At 70.7% G+C, this 16,979-nt stretch carries 3 protein-coding genes; 1 reads left to right on the plus strand and 2 read right to left on the minus strand.

The window, feature by feature from the left end; all coding sequences use genetic code 11:
• Positions 1-29 precede the first annotated feature (29 nt).
• Positions 30-13,733, plus strand: a complete 13,704-nt coding sequence (locus RM779_RS16260) for an SDR family NAD(P)-dependent oxidoreductase (protein WP_311618410.1) — start codon at positions 30-32, stop codon at positions 13,731-13,733.
• Here the strand turns inward: RM779_RS16260 and thiO are convergent.
• Positions 13,696-14,889: a glycine oxidase ThiO gene (gene thiO, locus RM779_RS16265; RefSeq protein ID WP_311618411.1), complete on the minus strand. Its 1,194-nt coding sequence runs from the start codon at positions 14,887-14,889 to the stop codon at positions 13,696-13,698. The two genes, RM779_RS16260 and thiO, sit on opposite strands and share 38 nt — an antisense overlap.
• Entirely contained in the window at positions 14,886-16,976 is a 2,091-nt protein-coding gene (locus RM779_RS33720) for a type I polyketide synthase (protein WP_394813307.1), read from the minus strand. The genes thiO and RM779_RS33720 overlap by 4 nt, the downstream gene beginning before the upstream one ends.
• Between the last annotated feature and the right edge of the window lie 3 nt (positions 16,977-16,979).

Genomic DNA, 16,979 nt, shown 5'->3' on the forward strand with positions numbered 1-16,979 from the left:
CGGCAACCGAGGAAGGGCGTCGTCCTGATATGAACGAGGACAAGCTTCGCGACTACCTGAAGCGCGTGACCGCTGACCTTCAGCGAACCCGGCAGCGGCTCGCCGAAGTCGAGTCGCGGGATCACGAGCCGATCGCAGTCGTGGGCATGGCCTGCCGCTTCCCCGGTGGGGCCACGACGCCCGGGAAACTCTGGGAACTGGTCGCGGAGGGACGTGACGCGGTTGGGGCGTTCCCCGAGGACCGGGGCTGGGACCTCGACAACCTCTTCGATCCCGACCCCGACACCCCGGGGAAGAGCTACGCGCGCGAAGGCGGATTCCTCTACGACGCCGCCGAGTTCGACCCGGAGTTCTTCGGCATCAGCCCCCGCGAAGCCCTCGCTCTCGACCCACAGCAGCGCCTCCTCCTCGAAACCACCTGGGAAAGCATTGAAAGCGCCGGCCTGTCCCCGGGCGAGCTGCGCGGTAGCCGCACCGGTGTGTTCAGCGGAGTGTCGGGGCACGAGTACGCCTCGCTCATTCACCAGGGCGCGGACGATGTCGAGGGTTACCTGCTGACCGGCAACACCCTCAGTGTCGCCTCCGGGCGGGTCGCGTACACGCTGGGGCTCGAAGGCCCGGCGGTGACGGTCGACACCGCGTGCTCCTCGTCGTTGGTCGCCCTGCACATGGCCTGCCAGTCGCTGCGGAACGGTGAGTCCACCATGGCCCTGGCCGGTGGCGCCGCGGTGATGGCGACGCCCGGGATGTTCGTGGAGTTCAGCCGCCAGCGCGGGCTGGCACTCGATGGCCGGTGCAAGTCGTTCTCCGCGGCGGCGGACGGCGTGGCGTGGGCCGAGGGCGCGGGCATGGTCCTGCTGGAACGGCTGTCGGACGCCCAGGCCAACGGGCACACGATCCTGGCCGTCATCCGCGGCACCGCAGTCAACCAGGACGGCAAGAGCAGTCAACTGACCGCGCCCAACGGGCCTTCCCAACAGCGTGTCATCAACGCGGCGCTCGCCAACGCACGCCTGACGGCCGACCAGATCGACGCGGTCGAGGCGCATGGCACCGGCACCGCCTTGGGTGACCCGGTCGAGGCCCAGGCTCTGCTGGCCACCTACGGCCAGCACCGGCCCGAGGACCAGCCCCTGTGGCTCGGCTCCCTCAAATCCAACATCGGACACGCCCAGGCCGCCGCAGGCATCGGCGGGGTCATCAAAATGATCCAGGCCATGCGCCACGCCACCCTCCCCCAAACCCTGCACGCCGACGAACCAAGCCCCCACATCGACTGGGACAGCGGCAACGTCCAACTCCTCACCCAGCCCCGCCCCTGGCCGGCCGGCGACCGGCCCCGCCGCGCCGCCGTCTCCTCCTTCGGCATCAGCGGCACCAACAGCCACCTCATCCTCGAACAAGCCCCACCCACCCAAGAAGAAGAGACCGAGGTGCCCGGGGGAACGGTCATCCCCTGGATGCTCTCCGCCAGGAACGAACCCGCCCTGCGCGAACAAGCCCGGCAGCTGCGCACCCACCTGGAACTGCACCCCGAACTGCGACCGGCCCAGACCGCCCACGCCCTGGCCACCCGCACCCTCTTCGACCACCGCGCCGTCATCGTCACCGACCAGCCCGAGGACATCGACCGCGCCCTCCACGCCCTCATCGAAAACCAGCCCTCCCCAAACCTCGTCCGCGGCACCCCACAACCCGGCAAGACCGCATTCCTCTTCACCGGCCAGGGCGCCCAACGCCCCGGCATGGGCCGCGGTCTGTACGACACCTACCCGGTCTTCCAGGCCGCGTTCGACGAGGTCTGCACCGCCCTGGACCTCCACCTCGCAGCCGAACAGCCGCTCAAGGACATCGTCTTCAACGACGACCCCACCCTGCTGAACCAGACCCGCTACACCCAGGCCGCACTCTTCGCCCTGGAAACCGCGCTCTACCGCCTCGTCGAATCCTTCGGCATCACACCCGACTACCTCACCGGCCACTCCATCGGCGAACTCACCGCCGCCCACACCGCCGGCATCCTCACCCTCGACCACGCCGCCCAACTCGTCGCCGCCCGCGGCACCCTCATGCAAAACCTCCCCCCAACCGGCGCCATGATCTCCCTCCGCACCCCCGAACACGACATCCTCCCCCTGCTGGAGGGCAGGGAGGACCAGGTCGCCATCGCCGCCGTCAACGGCCCCACCTCCACCGTCATCTCCGGCGACGAACACACCGTCACCGACATCGCCACCACCCTGGCCGAACAGGGCGTGAAGACCCGCCGCCTCACCGTCTCCCACGCGTTCCACTCCCCCCACATGGACCCCATGCTGGAAGCCTTCGAACGCGTCGCCACCAGCCTGGACTACCACCCCCCCACCATCCCCATCGTCTCCAACCTCACCGGCGAACTCGCCGACCCCGACCACATCACCACCCCCCACTACTGGACCCGCCACGTCCGCGAAGCCGTCCGCTTCCACCACGGCATCCACACCCTCCACACCCACGGCGTCCGCCACTACCTCGAACTCGGACCCGACACCACCCTCACCACCATGGCCCAGGACACCCTCGACCAAGAGCCCCAGGCCACGTTCATCCCCACCCTCCACCGCGACCGCAACGAACACCACACCCTCCTCACCGCCCTCGCCACCACCCACACCCACGGCATCACCACCAACTGGCAAAACCTCACCACCGGACACCAGGCCCGGAAGACCGACCTCCCCACCTACCCCTTCCAACGCCAGCACTACTGGCTGGAAACCTCCAGAACGAGAAGCGGTGCGGACGCTGGCCACCTCGGTCTGACCGCCACCGGGCACCCGGTACTGACCACGCTCGCCGAACTCCCCGACAACGGCGGACACCTCTTCACCGGCCGCATCACCGCCACCGACCCCGCCTGGGTAACCGAACACGCCGTACACGACGCGCTCATCGTCCCCGGCGTCGCCTTCGTCGACCTCCTCCTCCACGCCGCCCACCACATCGGCTGCGACCACATCGACGAACTCACCCACCACATCTTCCTCGCCGTCCCGGAACACGGAGCACTCCAACTGCGCGTCCTGATCGAACCGGCGGACGAGTCAGGGCGGCGTGCGTTCACGGTCCACTCCCGCAGCGAGGACGCCCCGGCCGAGGGCGAGTGGACCCTCCATGCCGCCGGAGCACTCGCCACCCGGACACCGGACGCGCCGGACACGGACCCCATGCGCACCGGCGGCACCTGGCCGCCGCCCGCCGCGCAACCCATCGGCATCGAGGACTTCTACACCCGCATCACCAGCGCGGGCCTCGGCTACGGGCCGCAGTTCCGCAGGTTGAGCGCTGCGTGGCAGGACGGCGACACCATCTGGACCGAGGTGTCCCTCCCCACCGACGCCGACCCCGGCACCTACGGCATTCACCCAGGACTGCTCGACTCCGCCATCCAGCCGGGCGCACTGGTCACCGATCACGAAGCGGCGCGGGACTCCATTCGCATTCCCTTCGCCTGGAACGGCGCCTCCCTGCACGCGACTGGCGCCACCTCCCTGCGTGTCCGCCTCACCTGGACCACACCGGACACGGTGTCCGTGACCATCACCGATCCCGCGGGCGCACCGGTGATGACGATCGACTCCATCGCCATGCGGGCCGTCGCACCCGAACAACTCGCCACCGCGCGCGCCGCCGACACCGGGGAGCTGTACGAGGTCAACTGGGCCTCCCTCCCCGCGCCCAAGGACATCGCCCCGGGCACGACCAACGCCGCGTGGGTCGGCGTCACCGCCCCGGAGAACGAACACCTCGTCGCGGCGCTCCCCACCGACTACCTGCCGCTCGGTACCAGTGGGCAGGGTTCGACCGAGCCGGGGACGTTCGTCACGTGGTGTGTGTCGCGGGACGACGCCGACCCGGTGGAGGCCACGCACGCGCTGACGCAGGGCGTGCTGCGGCTGGTCCAGACGATCGTGGCGGACGAGGAGGCCGACTCCCGGCTGGTCGTCCTGACCCGGCACGCCGTCTCGACCAGCGCCGATGAGGAACGGGTCGACATGCCCGCCGCCTCGGCCTGGGGGCTGATCCGTTCCGTCCAGGCGGAGTACCCGGACCGGTTCACCCTCATCGACCTCGACGACAGCGATACCTCGCTACAGGCCCTGCCCGCCGCGATGGCCAGCGCGCGACCCCAACTCGCCATCCGCGACGGCCGGCTCCATACCCCCCGCCTCGCCCGCACCCAGCCGCCCTCGACGGCCGAACCGACGGCGTTCGACCCCGAGAAAACGGTGCTGATCAGCGGCGGCACCGGCGCCCTGGGCACCCTCCTGGCCCGCCACCTGGTCACCCACCACGGCGTCAAACACCTGCTGCTCACCGGTCGGCAGGGGCCCACCGCCCGCACCGGCAGCGTCGCCACCGACCTGGCCGCGCTCGGCGCCAACGTCACCATCGCCGTCTGCGACGCCACCGACAGCGCCTCACTGGGGTCTCTGCTCGCCGGCCTGCCACAAGAGCGCCCCCTCGGCGCCGTCGTGCACTGTGCCGGTGTCCTCCACGACGGCATCGCCGCCACTCTCGCCCCTCAGCACCTCACCGACGTTCTGCGTCCGAAGGCCGACGCCGCGTGGAATCTGCACAAACTCACCCGCGGCACCGACCTCGACGCGTTCGTTCTCTTCTCTTCCGCCGTCGGCACCATCGGCGCCCCGGGGCAGGCCAACTACGCCGCCGCGAACGCGTTCCTCGACGCCCTGGCCCACCACCGCCGCGCTCAGGGGCTGCCCGCGCACTCCCTGGCCTGGGGACTGTGGGACCAGGCGACGGGCGGTATGGCCGGCACGCTGGAGGAGCAGGACCGCGCCCGCATGAACCGCAACGGGCTCCTGCCGATCTCGGCGGCACACGGGTTCGCCCACTTCGACTCGGCCCTCGCCACGGACCATCCGGTGGTGCTCCCGGCCAAGTTCGACCTCGCGGCCCTGCGCACCCGGGCGACGCACACGCCGATGTTCCAGGGGCTCGTGCGCGCTCCGCGCCGCACCGTCGCCGCCCAGGCTGCCCGTGCCGGTCAGGGCGGCGACCAGCTGCGCCAATTGCTCGCCGACCACCCGGAACCCGAGCACCAGCGCATTCTGCTCGACTTCCTGCGCGGTCACATCGCGACCGTCCTCGGACACAGCTCCCCCGACAGCATCGCTGACACCACGTCCTTCAAGGAGCTGGGCTTCGACTCCCTCAGCTCCGTGGAGCTGCGGAACGCGCTCAACAAGGCGTCCGGGATGCGGCTGCCGTCCACGCTGCTGTTCGACTACCCCACCCCCACCACACTCGCCGATCACCTCCGCACCGAGCTGGCCGACGCCGGTCAGGCGCCTGCCACTCGTGGACCGGCCACCACCCTCCGCACGGCATCCGCGGTCGGCGCGAACGAGCCGATTGCGATCGTCGGGATGGCCTGCCGCTTCCCCGGCGGCGCGAACACCCCAGGCGACCTGTGGGACCTGGTGATGGAGGGACGCGACGCGGTAGGGGCGTTCCCGCAAGACCGGGGCTGGGACCTCGACAACCTCTTCGACTCCGACCCCGACGCCGCAGGCAAGAGCTACGCCCGCGAAGGCGGATTCCTCTACAACGCCGCCGAGTTCGACCCCGAATTCTTCGGCATCAGCCCCCGCGAAGCCCTCGCTCTCGACCCACAGCAACGCCTCCTCCTCGAAACCACCTGGGAAACAATCGAGAACGCCGGCATCGCACCCGCCACCCTGCGCGGCAGCGACACCGCCGTCTTCACCGGCGTCGTCACCCAGGAATACGCCTCCCTCACCCACCAGGGCAGCGAGCGCGTCGAGGGCTACCTCCTCACCGGCACCACCGCCAGCGTCGCCTCCGGACGACTCGCCTTCACCTTCGGCCTCGAAGGCCCAGCGGTGACGGTCGACACCGCATGCTCCTCCTCACTGGTGGCGATGCACCAGGCGACGCAGGCCCTCCGCAGTGGTGAGTGTTCGCTGGCGCTGGCCGGTGGCGCCACGGTCATGGCCAATGCCGGTATGTTCCTGGAGTTCAGCCGCCAGCGCGGGCTGGCACTCGACAGCCGGTGCAAGTCCTTCTCCGCGGCGGCCGACGGCGTGGCGTGGGCCGAGGGCGCGGGCATGGTCCTGCTGGAACGACTCTCCGACGCCCAGGCCAACGGCCACCCCATCCTGGCCGTCATCCGCGGCTCGGCCGTCAACCAGGACGGCGCGAGCAACGGCCTCACCGCCCCCAACGGCCCCTCCCAGCAACGCGTCATCAACGCCGCACTCGCCAACGCCGGCCTCGCCCCGGACGAGATCGACGCCGTAGAGGCCCACGGCACCGGCACCACCCTCGGCGACCCCATCGAGGCCCAGGCCCTGCTGGCCACCTACGGCCAGCACCGGCCCGAGGACCAGCCCCTGTGGCTCGGCTCCCTCAAATCCAACATCGGACACGCCCAGGCCGCCGCAGGCATCGGCGGGGTCATCAAAATGATCCAGGCCATGCGCCACGCCACCCTCCCCCAAACCCTCCACGCCGACGAACCAAGCCCCCACATCGACTGGGACAGCGGCAACGTCCAACTCCTCACCCAGCCCCGCCCCTGGCCGGCCGGCGACCGGCCCCGCCGCGCCGCCGTCTCCTCCTTCGGCATCAGCGGCACCAACAGCCACCTCATCCTCGAACAAGCCCCACCCACCCAAGAAGAAGAGACCGAGGTGCCCGGGGGAACGGTCATCCCCTGGATACTCTCCGCCAGGAACGAACCCGCCCTGCGCGAACAAGCCCGGCAGCTGCGCACCCACCTGGAACTGCACCCCGAACTGCGACCGGCCCAGACCGCCCACGCCCTGGCCACCCGCACCCTCTTCGACCACCGCGCCGTCATCGTCACCGACCAGCCCGAGGACATCGACCGCGCCCTCCACGCCCTCATCGAAAACCAGCCCTCCCCAAACCTCGTCCGCGGCACCCCACAACCCGGCAAGACCGCATTCCTCTTCACCGGCCAGGGCGCCCAACGCCCCGGCATGGGCCGCGGTCTGTACGACACCTACCCGGTCTTCCAGGCCGCGTTCGACGAAGTCTGCACCGCCCTGGACCTCCACCTCGCAGCCGAACAGCCGCTCAAGGACATCGTCTTCAACGACGACCCCACCCTGCTGAACCAGACCCGCTACACCCAGGCCGCACTCTTCGCCCTGGAAACCGCGCTCTACCGCCTCGTCGAATCCTTCGGCATCACACCCGACTACCTCACCGGCCACTCCATCGGCGAACTCACCGCCGCCCACACCGCCGGCATCCTCACCCTCGACCACGCCGCCCAACTCGTCGCCGCCCGCGGCACCCTCATGCAAAACCTCCCCCCAACCGGCGCCATGATCTCCCTCCGCACCCCCGAACACGACATCCTCCCCCTGCTGGAGGGGCGCGAAGACCAGGTCGCCATCGCCGCCGTCAACGGCCCCACCTCCACCGTCATCTCCGGCGACGAACACACCGTCACCGACATCGCCACCACCCTGGCCGAACAGGGCGTGAAGACCCGCCGCCTCACCGTCTCCCACGCGTTCCACTCCCCCCACATGGACCCCATGCTGGAAGCCTTCGAACGCGTCGCCACCAGCCTGGACTACCACCCCCCCACCATCCCCATCGTCTCCAACCTCACCGGCGAACTCGCCGACCCCGACCACATCACCACCCCCCACTACTGGACCCGCCACGTCCGCGAAGCCGTCCGCTTCCACCACGGCATCCACACCCTCCACACCCACGGCGTCCGCCACTACCTCGAACTCGGACCCGACACCACCCTCACCACCATGGCCCAGGACACCCTCGACCAAGAGCCCCAGGCCACGTTCATCCCCACCCTCCACCGCGACCGCAACGAACACCACACCCTCCTCAGCGCTGTGGCCAGCGCCCACACCCACGGCCTGCCCGTCCGCTGGGAACCTCTCCTCACAAAAGCCGGGGCCCGGAAGGCCGACCTCCCCACCTACCCCTTCCAACGCCAGCACTACTGGCTGGAAACCTCCAGAACGAGAAGCGGTGCGGACGCTGGCCACCTCGGCCAGACGGCGACCGGACACCCGGTACTGACCACGCTCGCCGAACTCCCCGACAACGGCGGACACCTCTTCACCGGCCGCATCACCGCCACCGACCCCGCCTGGGTAACCGAACACGCCGTACACGACGCGCTCATCGTCCCCGGCGTCGCCTTCGTCGACCTCCTCCTCCACGCCGCCCACCACATCGGCTGCAACCACATCGACGAACTCACCCACCACATCTTCCTCGCCGTCCCCGAGCAGGGCGCACTCCAACTCCGCGTCCTGGTCGAAACCGCGGACGACACCGGACGGCACTCCTTCACCGTGCACTCCCGCAGCGAGGACGCCCCGGCCGGAACCGAGTGGACCCTCCATGCCGCCGGAGCACTCGCCACCCGGGCACCGGACGCGCCGGACACGGACCCCATGCGCACCGGCGGCACCTGGCCGCCGCCCGCCGCGCAACCCATCGGCATCGAGGACTTCTACACCCGCATCACCAGCGCGGGCCTCGGCTACGGGCCGCAGTTCCGCAGGTTGAGCGCTGCCTGGCAGGACGGCGACACCATCTGGACCGAGGTGTCCCTCCCCACCGACGCCGACCCCGGCACCTACGGCATTCACCCAGGACTGCTCGACTCCGCCATCCAGCCGGGCGCACTGGTCACCGATCACGAAGCGGCACAGGAGACCATCCGTATCCCCTTCGCCTGGAACGGCATCTCCCTCCACACAGCCGGTGCCACCTCCCTGCGTGTCCGCCTCACCTGGACCACACCGGGAACAGCCTCCATAGTCATCACCGACCACACAGGCGCGCCGGTGATGACCGTCGACTCCATCGCCATGCGGGCCGTCGCACCCGAACAACTCGCCACCGCACGCGCCGCCGACACCGGGGACCTCTACCAGATCAGCTGGACGCCCCTTCCCGCGCCCGAGGACACCGCCCCCAGCACGATCGATGCCACTTGGGTGGACATCGCCGCCCCCCAGACCCAACGCCTCCTCCAAGCCCTCCCCCTCGGAGACCTGCCCCTCAGGCCAAGCGGACAGGACCCCACCCACCAGAAACTGCTGATCACCTGGTGCGTCTCGGAGGACCACGCCGACCCGGTCGCGGCCACTCACGCCCTGACACAACAGGTGCTGCACCTGGTGCAGTCGGTCGTCACCGACGAGGAAACCGACTCCCGGCTGATCATCCTGACCCGCGGCGCAGTCTCGACCGGAACGCAGCACGAGGAGCAGGACCTGGCAGGGGCCTCCCTCTGGGGACTCATCCGGGCCGTCCAGGCCGAGCACCCCGACCGGTTCACTCTCATCGACCTCGACGGCACCGAGTCCTCGCTCAAGGCCCTCCCCATCGCCGCGGCCACCCGGCACCCCCAACTGGCCATCCGCGACGGCCAGCTCCTCACCCCACGCCTCACCCGCTCCGAAGCTCCAGCTCCGGCCCCGGCCGCGGGCACGCCCTCGCCCTTCGATCCCGACAAGACCGTTCTCATCACCGGCGGCACCGGTGCCCTGGGTGCCCTCCTGGCCCAGCATCTGGTCAGCGTGCACGGCGCCAAGCACCTGCTCCTCACCAGCCGCCAGGGCCCCGGGGCGCAGGGCAGCCACCTCGCCGGCCTCACCGCGCTCGGTGCCAGCGTCACCGTCGCTGCCTGCGACGCCACCGACAGGGCCGCGCTGGAATCCCTCCTCGCCTCGCTACCGCGGGAACACCCGCTCGGCACCGTCATTCACTGCGCGGGAGTGCTCGACGACGGCATCACCACCGCCCTCACTCCCCAGCGTCTCGGTGACGTCCTGCGTCCCAAAGCCGACGCCGCCTGGCACCTCCACCAGCTCACCCGCGGCACCGACCTCGACGCGTTCGTCCTCTTCTCTTCCGCCGTCGGCACCGTGGGCGCCCCGGGGCAGGCCAACTACGCCGCCGCGAACGCGTTCCTCGACGCCCTCGCCCACCACCGCCGCGCCCAGGGGCTGCCCGCGCACTCCCTCGCCTGGGGGCTGTGGGAACACGCCGCCGGTGGCATGGCCGGCACCCTGGACGAGCGGAACCGCGCCCGCATGAACCGCAACGGGCTCCTGCCGATCTCGGCCGCACACGGGCTGACCTCCTTCGACACCGCGCTCAGCACGACCCACCCGGTGCTCATCCCGGCCAAGCTCGACCTCACCACCCTCCGGACGCACACCCCCACGCACACCCCCATGTTCGAGGGGCTTGTGCGCGCTCCGCGCCGCACCGTCGCCGCCCAGGCTGCCCGTGCCGGTCAGGACGGTGACCAGCTGCGCCAATTGCTCGCCGACCACCCGGAACCCGAACAGCAGCGCATCCTGCTGAACTTCCTCCGCAGCCACATCGCCACCGTGCTCGGACACAGTTCCCACGAAAGCATCAAGCCGAGTACCCCTTTCAAGGAGCTGGGCTTCGACTCCCTCAGCTCCGTAGAGCTGCGGAACGCGCTCAACAAGGCGTCCGGGATGCGGCTGCCGTCCACGCTGCTGTTCGACTACCCCACCCCCACCGCGCTCGCCGACCACCTCCGCGCCACGCTTGCCGAGACCACCGCCGCACCGAAGCCGCGCATTTCTCGCAGCACAACGGCCGCCGCGAACGAGCCGATCGCCGTCGTCGGGATGGCCTGCCGTTTCCCCGGCGGCGCCAACACCCCCGAGGAGCTGTGGAACCTGGTCGCCGAAGCACGCGACGCGGTGGGGGCGTTCCCGGAGGACCGGGGCTGGGACCTGGACAACCTCTTCGACTCCGTCCCGGGCGCGCCGGGGAAGACCTATACCCGCGAGGGCGGCTTCCTCTACGACGCTGCGGAGTTCGACCCGGAGTTCTTCGGTATCAGCCCCCGCGAAGCGGCGGCGATGGACCCCCAGCAGCGTGTTCTCCTCGAAATGGCCTGGGAGGCGATTCAGCGCGCCCGGGTCAACCCGGAGCGGCTGCGCGGCAGCGACACCGGCGTGTTCGTGGGGGCCATTGCTCAGGAGTACGGCCCGCGCCTGCACGAAGGCGATGACGGGCTGGGCGGCTATCTGCTGACCGGCAACGGCTTGAGTATCGCTTCCGGGCGTCTGGCGTACACGTTCGGTCTTGAGGGCCCGGCGGTGACGGTCGACACCGCATGCTCCTCCTCACTGGTGGCGATGCATCAGGCGGCGCAGGCGCTGCACAGTGGTGAGTGTTCGCTGGCGCTGGCCGGTGGCGTCACCGTCATGGCGACGCCCGGTATGTTCGTGGAGTTCGGGCAGCAGCGCGGGCTGGCCCCCGATGGCCGGTGCAAGTCGTTCTCCGCGGCGGCGGACGGCGTGGCGTGGGCCGAGGGCGCGGGCATGGTCCTGCTGGAACGTCTCTCGGACGCCCAGGCCAACGGCCACCCCATCCTGGCCGTCATCCGCGGCTCGGCCGTCAACCAGGACGGTGCGAGCAACGGCCTCACCGCCCCCAACGGCCCCTCCCAGCAACGCGTCATCAACGCCGCACTCGCCAACGCCGGCCTCGCCCCGGAGGAGATCGACGCCGTCGAAGCCCACGGCACCGGCACCACCCTCGGCGACCCGATTGAGGCCCAGGCCCTGCTGGCCACCTACGGCCAGCACCGGCCCGAGGACCAGCCCCTGTGGCTCGGCTCCCTCAAATCCAACATCGGACACGCCCAGGCCGCCGCAGGCATCGGCGGGGTCATCAAAATGATCCAGGCCATGCGCCACGCCACCCTCCCCCAAACCCTCCACGCCGACGAGCCAAGCCCGCACATCGACTGGGACAGCGGCAACGTCCAACTCCTCACCCAGCCCCGCCCCTGGCCGGCCGGCGACCGGCCCCGCCGCGCCGCCGTCTCCTCCTTCGGCATCAGCGGCACCAACAGCCACCTCATCCTCGAACAAGCCCCACCTACGCAGGAGGAGGCGCGCACGGAGTCGGCTCTCCGGGGTGGCCCGCTTCCCTGGTTCTTGTCCGCCAGAACTGAGGAGGCGCTGCGCGAGCAGGTTCAGCGTCTGCTCGACCATGTTGCTGCGCATCCGGACCTGCGCCCGGTTGATATCGCCTCTTCCCTGGCGGGTGCTGGCACCACGGCGTTCGAGCACCACGCCGTCGCCGTAGGCTCGACCCGCGACGAACTTCTCGCCGGCCTGCGTGCCGGTGAGTACCAGCAGGCCCTTCAGGAGCCGGGGAAGGTCGCGTTCCTGTTCACCGGCCAGGGTGCGCAGCGCGCCGGGATGGGCCGCGGTCTGTATGACACCTACCCGGTCTTCCGGGCCGCGTTCGACGAGGTCTGCGCCGCTCTGGACCTCCACCTCGCAGCCGAACAGCCGCTCAAGGACATCGTCTTCAACGACGACCCCACCCTGCTGAACCAGACCCGCTACACCCAGGCCGCACTCTTCGCCCTGGAAACCGCGCTCTACCGCCTCGTCGAATCCTTCGGGATCACACCCGACTACCTCACCGGCCACTCCATCGGCGAACTCACCGCCGCCCACACCGCCGGCATCCTCACCCTCGACCACGCCGCTCGCCTGGTCGCCGCCCGCGGCACCCTCATGCAAAACCTCCCCCCAACCGGCGCCATGATCTCCCTCCGCGCCCCCGAACACGACGTCCTGCCTTTGCTGGAGGGCAGGGAGGACCGGGTGGCCATCGCCGCCGTCAACGGCCCCGCCTCCACCGTCATCTCCGGCGACGAACACACCGTCACCGATATCGCCGCGGCTCTGGCCGAACGGGGCGTGAAGACCCGCCGCCTCACCGTCTCCCACGCGTTCCACTCCCCCCACATGGACCCCATGCTGGAAGCCTTCGAACGCGTCGCCACCAGCCTGGACTACCACCCCCCCACCATCCCCATCGTCTCCAACCTCACCGGCGAACTCGCCGACCCCGACCACATCACCACCCCCCACTACTGGACCCGCCACGTCCGCGAAGCCGTCCGCTTCCACCACGGCATCCACACCCTCCACACCCACGGCGTCCGCCACTACCTCGAACTCGGACCCGACACCACCCTCACCACCATGGCCCGCGAGGCGCTGTCCGACACGGACGCGCACGCGGTGGGGCTTCTCACCGCCGGCCGTGACGAGCCGACCAGCCTGATGGACGGGCTGGCGCGGGCACATGTGTGTGGTGCCCCTGTCGGCTGGGAGGAGTTTTTCGCGCGGCTCGGAGCCCGGGGCGTCGATCTTCCGACGTATGCCTTCCAGCGTCGCCGCTACTGGGTCGAGACGTCTGCGCCCGTCGGCTCCGCGTCCGGTCTCGGTCTGGAGTCCGCTTCGCATCCCTTGCTGGCCACGGCCACCGAACTGCCGGATGGAAGTCATCTGTTCACGGGCCGGTTGACGCTGGCCGACCATGCCTGGCTCCGCGATCACGTCGTCATGGGGACCGTGATTCTCCCGGGCACCGGTTTCATCGAGCTGGCGCTGCACGCGGCTGCGACGGTCGGCGCCGAGGAGATAGCCGAGCTGGTGTTGAACGCCCCCATCACCTTCAGTTCCCAGAAGGCCGCCTTGGTGCAGGTGATCGTCGGGGCCGAGGAACGGAGCGGAAGTCGTTCCCTCACGATCAGGTCGCGTTCGGAGGAGGATCATTCCTGGACTGAGAACGTCACCGGGGCCCTGGGCGCCTCCGTGGCGGTCTCCTGACCCTCGCCGGGGGGGTGGGGCCGGGCGGCGGTGGCTCGTCGCCGGTCCGAGTCCCACCCCTCGGGGGGTCAACGGGGGTTCCCGGAAGGCCAGAAGCCCGGACGGCGGGCGGGGCGGTGTCGGTGAGGAGCGCGGTGATGATCTCCGCGGTCACCGGGGCGAGTTGGACGCCCATGCGGTAGTGGCCGGAGGCCAGGTAGACGTCCGGGACGGCGGTGGCGCCGATGAGGGGCAGGCCGTCCGGCGAGCCGGGGCGGAGCCCCACGCTGATCTCGCGGAAGCGGAGGGCGCCGACGCCGGGGATGACCTCGGCGGCGCGGGTGAGGAGTTCGCGGGTGCCTTCGGCGGTGGGGGCCTCGTCGTAGCCGCCGTCCTCGTAGGTGCCGCCGATGGCCAGCTCGCCGTCCAGGCGGGGCACCAGGTAGAGGGACGTCCCCCTGATGTTGGCGCGGGCGGTCAGGTTGAGGAGCGGTGTATCGGACTGAAGGCGGACGATCTGACCGCGGACGGGACGGATTTCGGGAACGGTGCCGGGCGGCAGGCCCTCGATGCGGTGCGTCCAGCAGCCGGCGGCCAGGACGACGCGGTCGAAGGCGGCGGTGTCGCCGTTGTCGAGGGTGACCTCGTGGTCCGTGATGCGGGTGACGCGCCGGCGGATGAGGGTGCCGCCCAGGGCCTGGAAGGCCGTTGACAGCGCCGCGGTGAAGGTCCGCGGGTCGACGGAGCCGTCGTCGGGCGACAGCAGGCCGCCGAGGACGGGAGCGAAGGCCGGCTGGAGTTTGCGGCACTCCTCGGGCGTGAGGCGTTCGGTGCGGACGCCCACCGACTCCTGGAGTGACTGCTGACGGTCGAGAGCCTGGAAGGCGTCCTCGTCGAACGCTGCGTCCAGGACGCCGTCGCGCCGGTAGCCGGCGGAGGCGAACTCTTCCAGTTCTGCGACGAAGGACGGGATGAGGTTGCGGGAGTCCGCGCACAGGCTCAGCAGGTCCGGCTGACCGTAGAGCTGTGCGCTGCCGCCCGGGAGCATGCCCGCCGAGGCGTGGGAAGCCTTGCTCGCCGGCTCCGGATCGATCAGGGTGACGGTGAGACCGGAGCGCTGGGCACGCCAGGCGACGGCCAGACCGATCACGCCACCACCGACGACAAATGTGTTCACTTCTCGTTCTCCCGGAGGAGTTGCCGCAGCTGAGAGGCCAGGTCTGCGGGAGTCGGGTAGTCAAAGGCGAGGGTCGCGGGAAGCCGTATGCCGGTCGCGGAGGACAGGCGTCGGCTGAGTTCCAGATTGCCGAGGGAGTCCAGGCCGACGGTGCTGAACTCCCGATCGGCCGCTACCTCCTCCGGGCCGGCGAAGCCGAGGACGTCGGCGGCCGTGGCGAGGACGAAGTCGAGGGCGGCCTGGTCGCGTTCGCCCTCCGGGAGGGCGGCGAGGCGACTGCGCAGCGATTCGCCCGTGCCGGTGCCGCTGGGGGCGGATACGAGGTCGGCGAGGATCGGCGGAACGTCCGTGCTGAGGGCCGACTCGTTCAGCCGGACGGGGGCGAGGAGCGCCTCGTCGCCGGCGAGTGCCGCGTCGAAGAGGGCAAGGCCCTGATCGGGGGTGAGCGGGGCGAAGCCGGACTTCTTGATGCGGCCGAGTTCGGTGGGGGACAGGCCGGAGCCCATGCCGTCCTCCCACAGTCCCCAGGCGAGGGAGGTGCCGCGCAGGCCGAGCGTGCGGCGGCGGTGGGCCAGTGCGTCGAGGGCGGCGTTGGCGGCGGCGTAGTTTCCCTGCCCCCGGTTGCCGGTCAGCCCGGCGATGGACGAGAACAGGACGAACGCGCAGTCGGGGTCCTGGATCAGGTCGTGCAGGTGGAGCGCGGCGTCGACCTTGGGGCCGAGAACCTCGTCGAGCCTGCGTGGTGTCAGAGTGACGGCGGTGGCGTCGGATACCAGGCCGGCGGTGTGGATGACGGCGGACGGGGCGGGGATGGTCCCGAGGGCGCGTTCCAGGGCGGCGCGGTCGGTCGCGTCGCAGGCGATGATGTCCACGCGGGCGCCGAGTGCGGTGAGTTCGTCGTTCAGTTCGGTGGCGCCCAGGGCCTGGGGGCCGCGGCGGCTGAGCAGCACGAGGTGGGTGACCTCGTGCTGGGTGACCAGGTGCCGGGCGACGAGGCGGCCGAGTGCTCCGGTGCCGCCGGTGACGAGGACGGTGCCGGCCAGGGCGGCGCGCCGGGGCGGCGCGCGGCGGACGAGTCGTGGCCGGTGAAGGGTGCCGCGGCGCACGGCGAGTTGGGGTTCTCCGGAGGCGACGGCGGCGGCGAGGGCGCGGCCGGACTCCTCCGGGTTGTCGATGTCTACCAGGACGAAGCGGCCGGGGTGTTCGGACTGGGCGCTGCGCAGGAGTCCCCACACGGCCGCGCCGGGCACGTCGGGCAGGTCTTCCTGGGGGCGGGTCGCGACGGCGCCGCTGGTGAGGAGGACGAGGCGGGTCGCGTTCAGGCGTTCGTCGCCCAGCCATTCCTGGACGAGCATGAGAGCGCGCTGTGCCGCGGAGCGCACGGGTGAGTCCGCGTCGGTGCAGGAGACGGCGACCACGTCGGGTGCGGGTGTGCCGCCGGTGAGAGCGGAGTCGAGGGACGGCAGCGACGGATAGGAGTCGAACGCGTGGCCGATTGACTTCAGCGCGCCGGTGAAACCGACGTGGTCGGTGCCGAGGAACGCCCAGCGCTGCCGGCCCGGGGAGGCCGGGGGCGGTGGGACGGCCTTCCAGACGGGGCGGAGCAGCCGCGGGCGCTGGGCGGCGGCATCGAGTTGCCCCGGGGTGACGGACCGCCTGAGGACGGTGCCGACCGTTGCGACGGGTTCGCCGTCGTCGCCGGTGAGCGCGAGGGTGACTCCGCCGCCGGCCGGGGCGGTGTGGACGCGGACGGCGCGGGCGCCCGGCTTGTGAACGCGGACCCCCCGCAGCACGAAGGGCAGGAACGTGCCTTCGTCACTGCCGAGGTCCGACACCAGCGCGGCCTGGAGCGCGGCATCGAACAGGGCGGGGTGCAGGAGGTAGTCATCGCTACTACCGGCCGTGTCGTCGAGTGCGGCGTCGGCGTAGACCTCGTCGCCGTGCGACCATACCGCGCGCAGGCCGCGGAATGCGGGGCCGTACTCCAGGCCGTGCTTCGCGAGACGGCCGTAGAGACTTTCGATGTCGACCTGCTCGGCTCCCTCGGGGAGCCGCGACCGCTGTGCCGGCCGTTCTGTGTTGCTCATGGT

Source organism: Streptomyces johnsoniae, from assembly GCF_031845565.1.
GTDB classification, from domain to species: domain Bacteria; phylum Actinomycetota; class Actinomycetes; order Streptomycetales; family Streptomycetaceae; genus Streptomyces; species Streptomyces johnsoniae.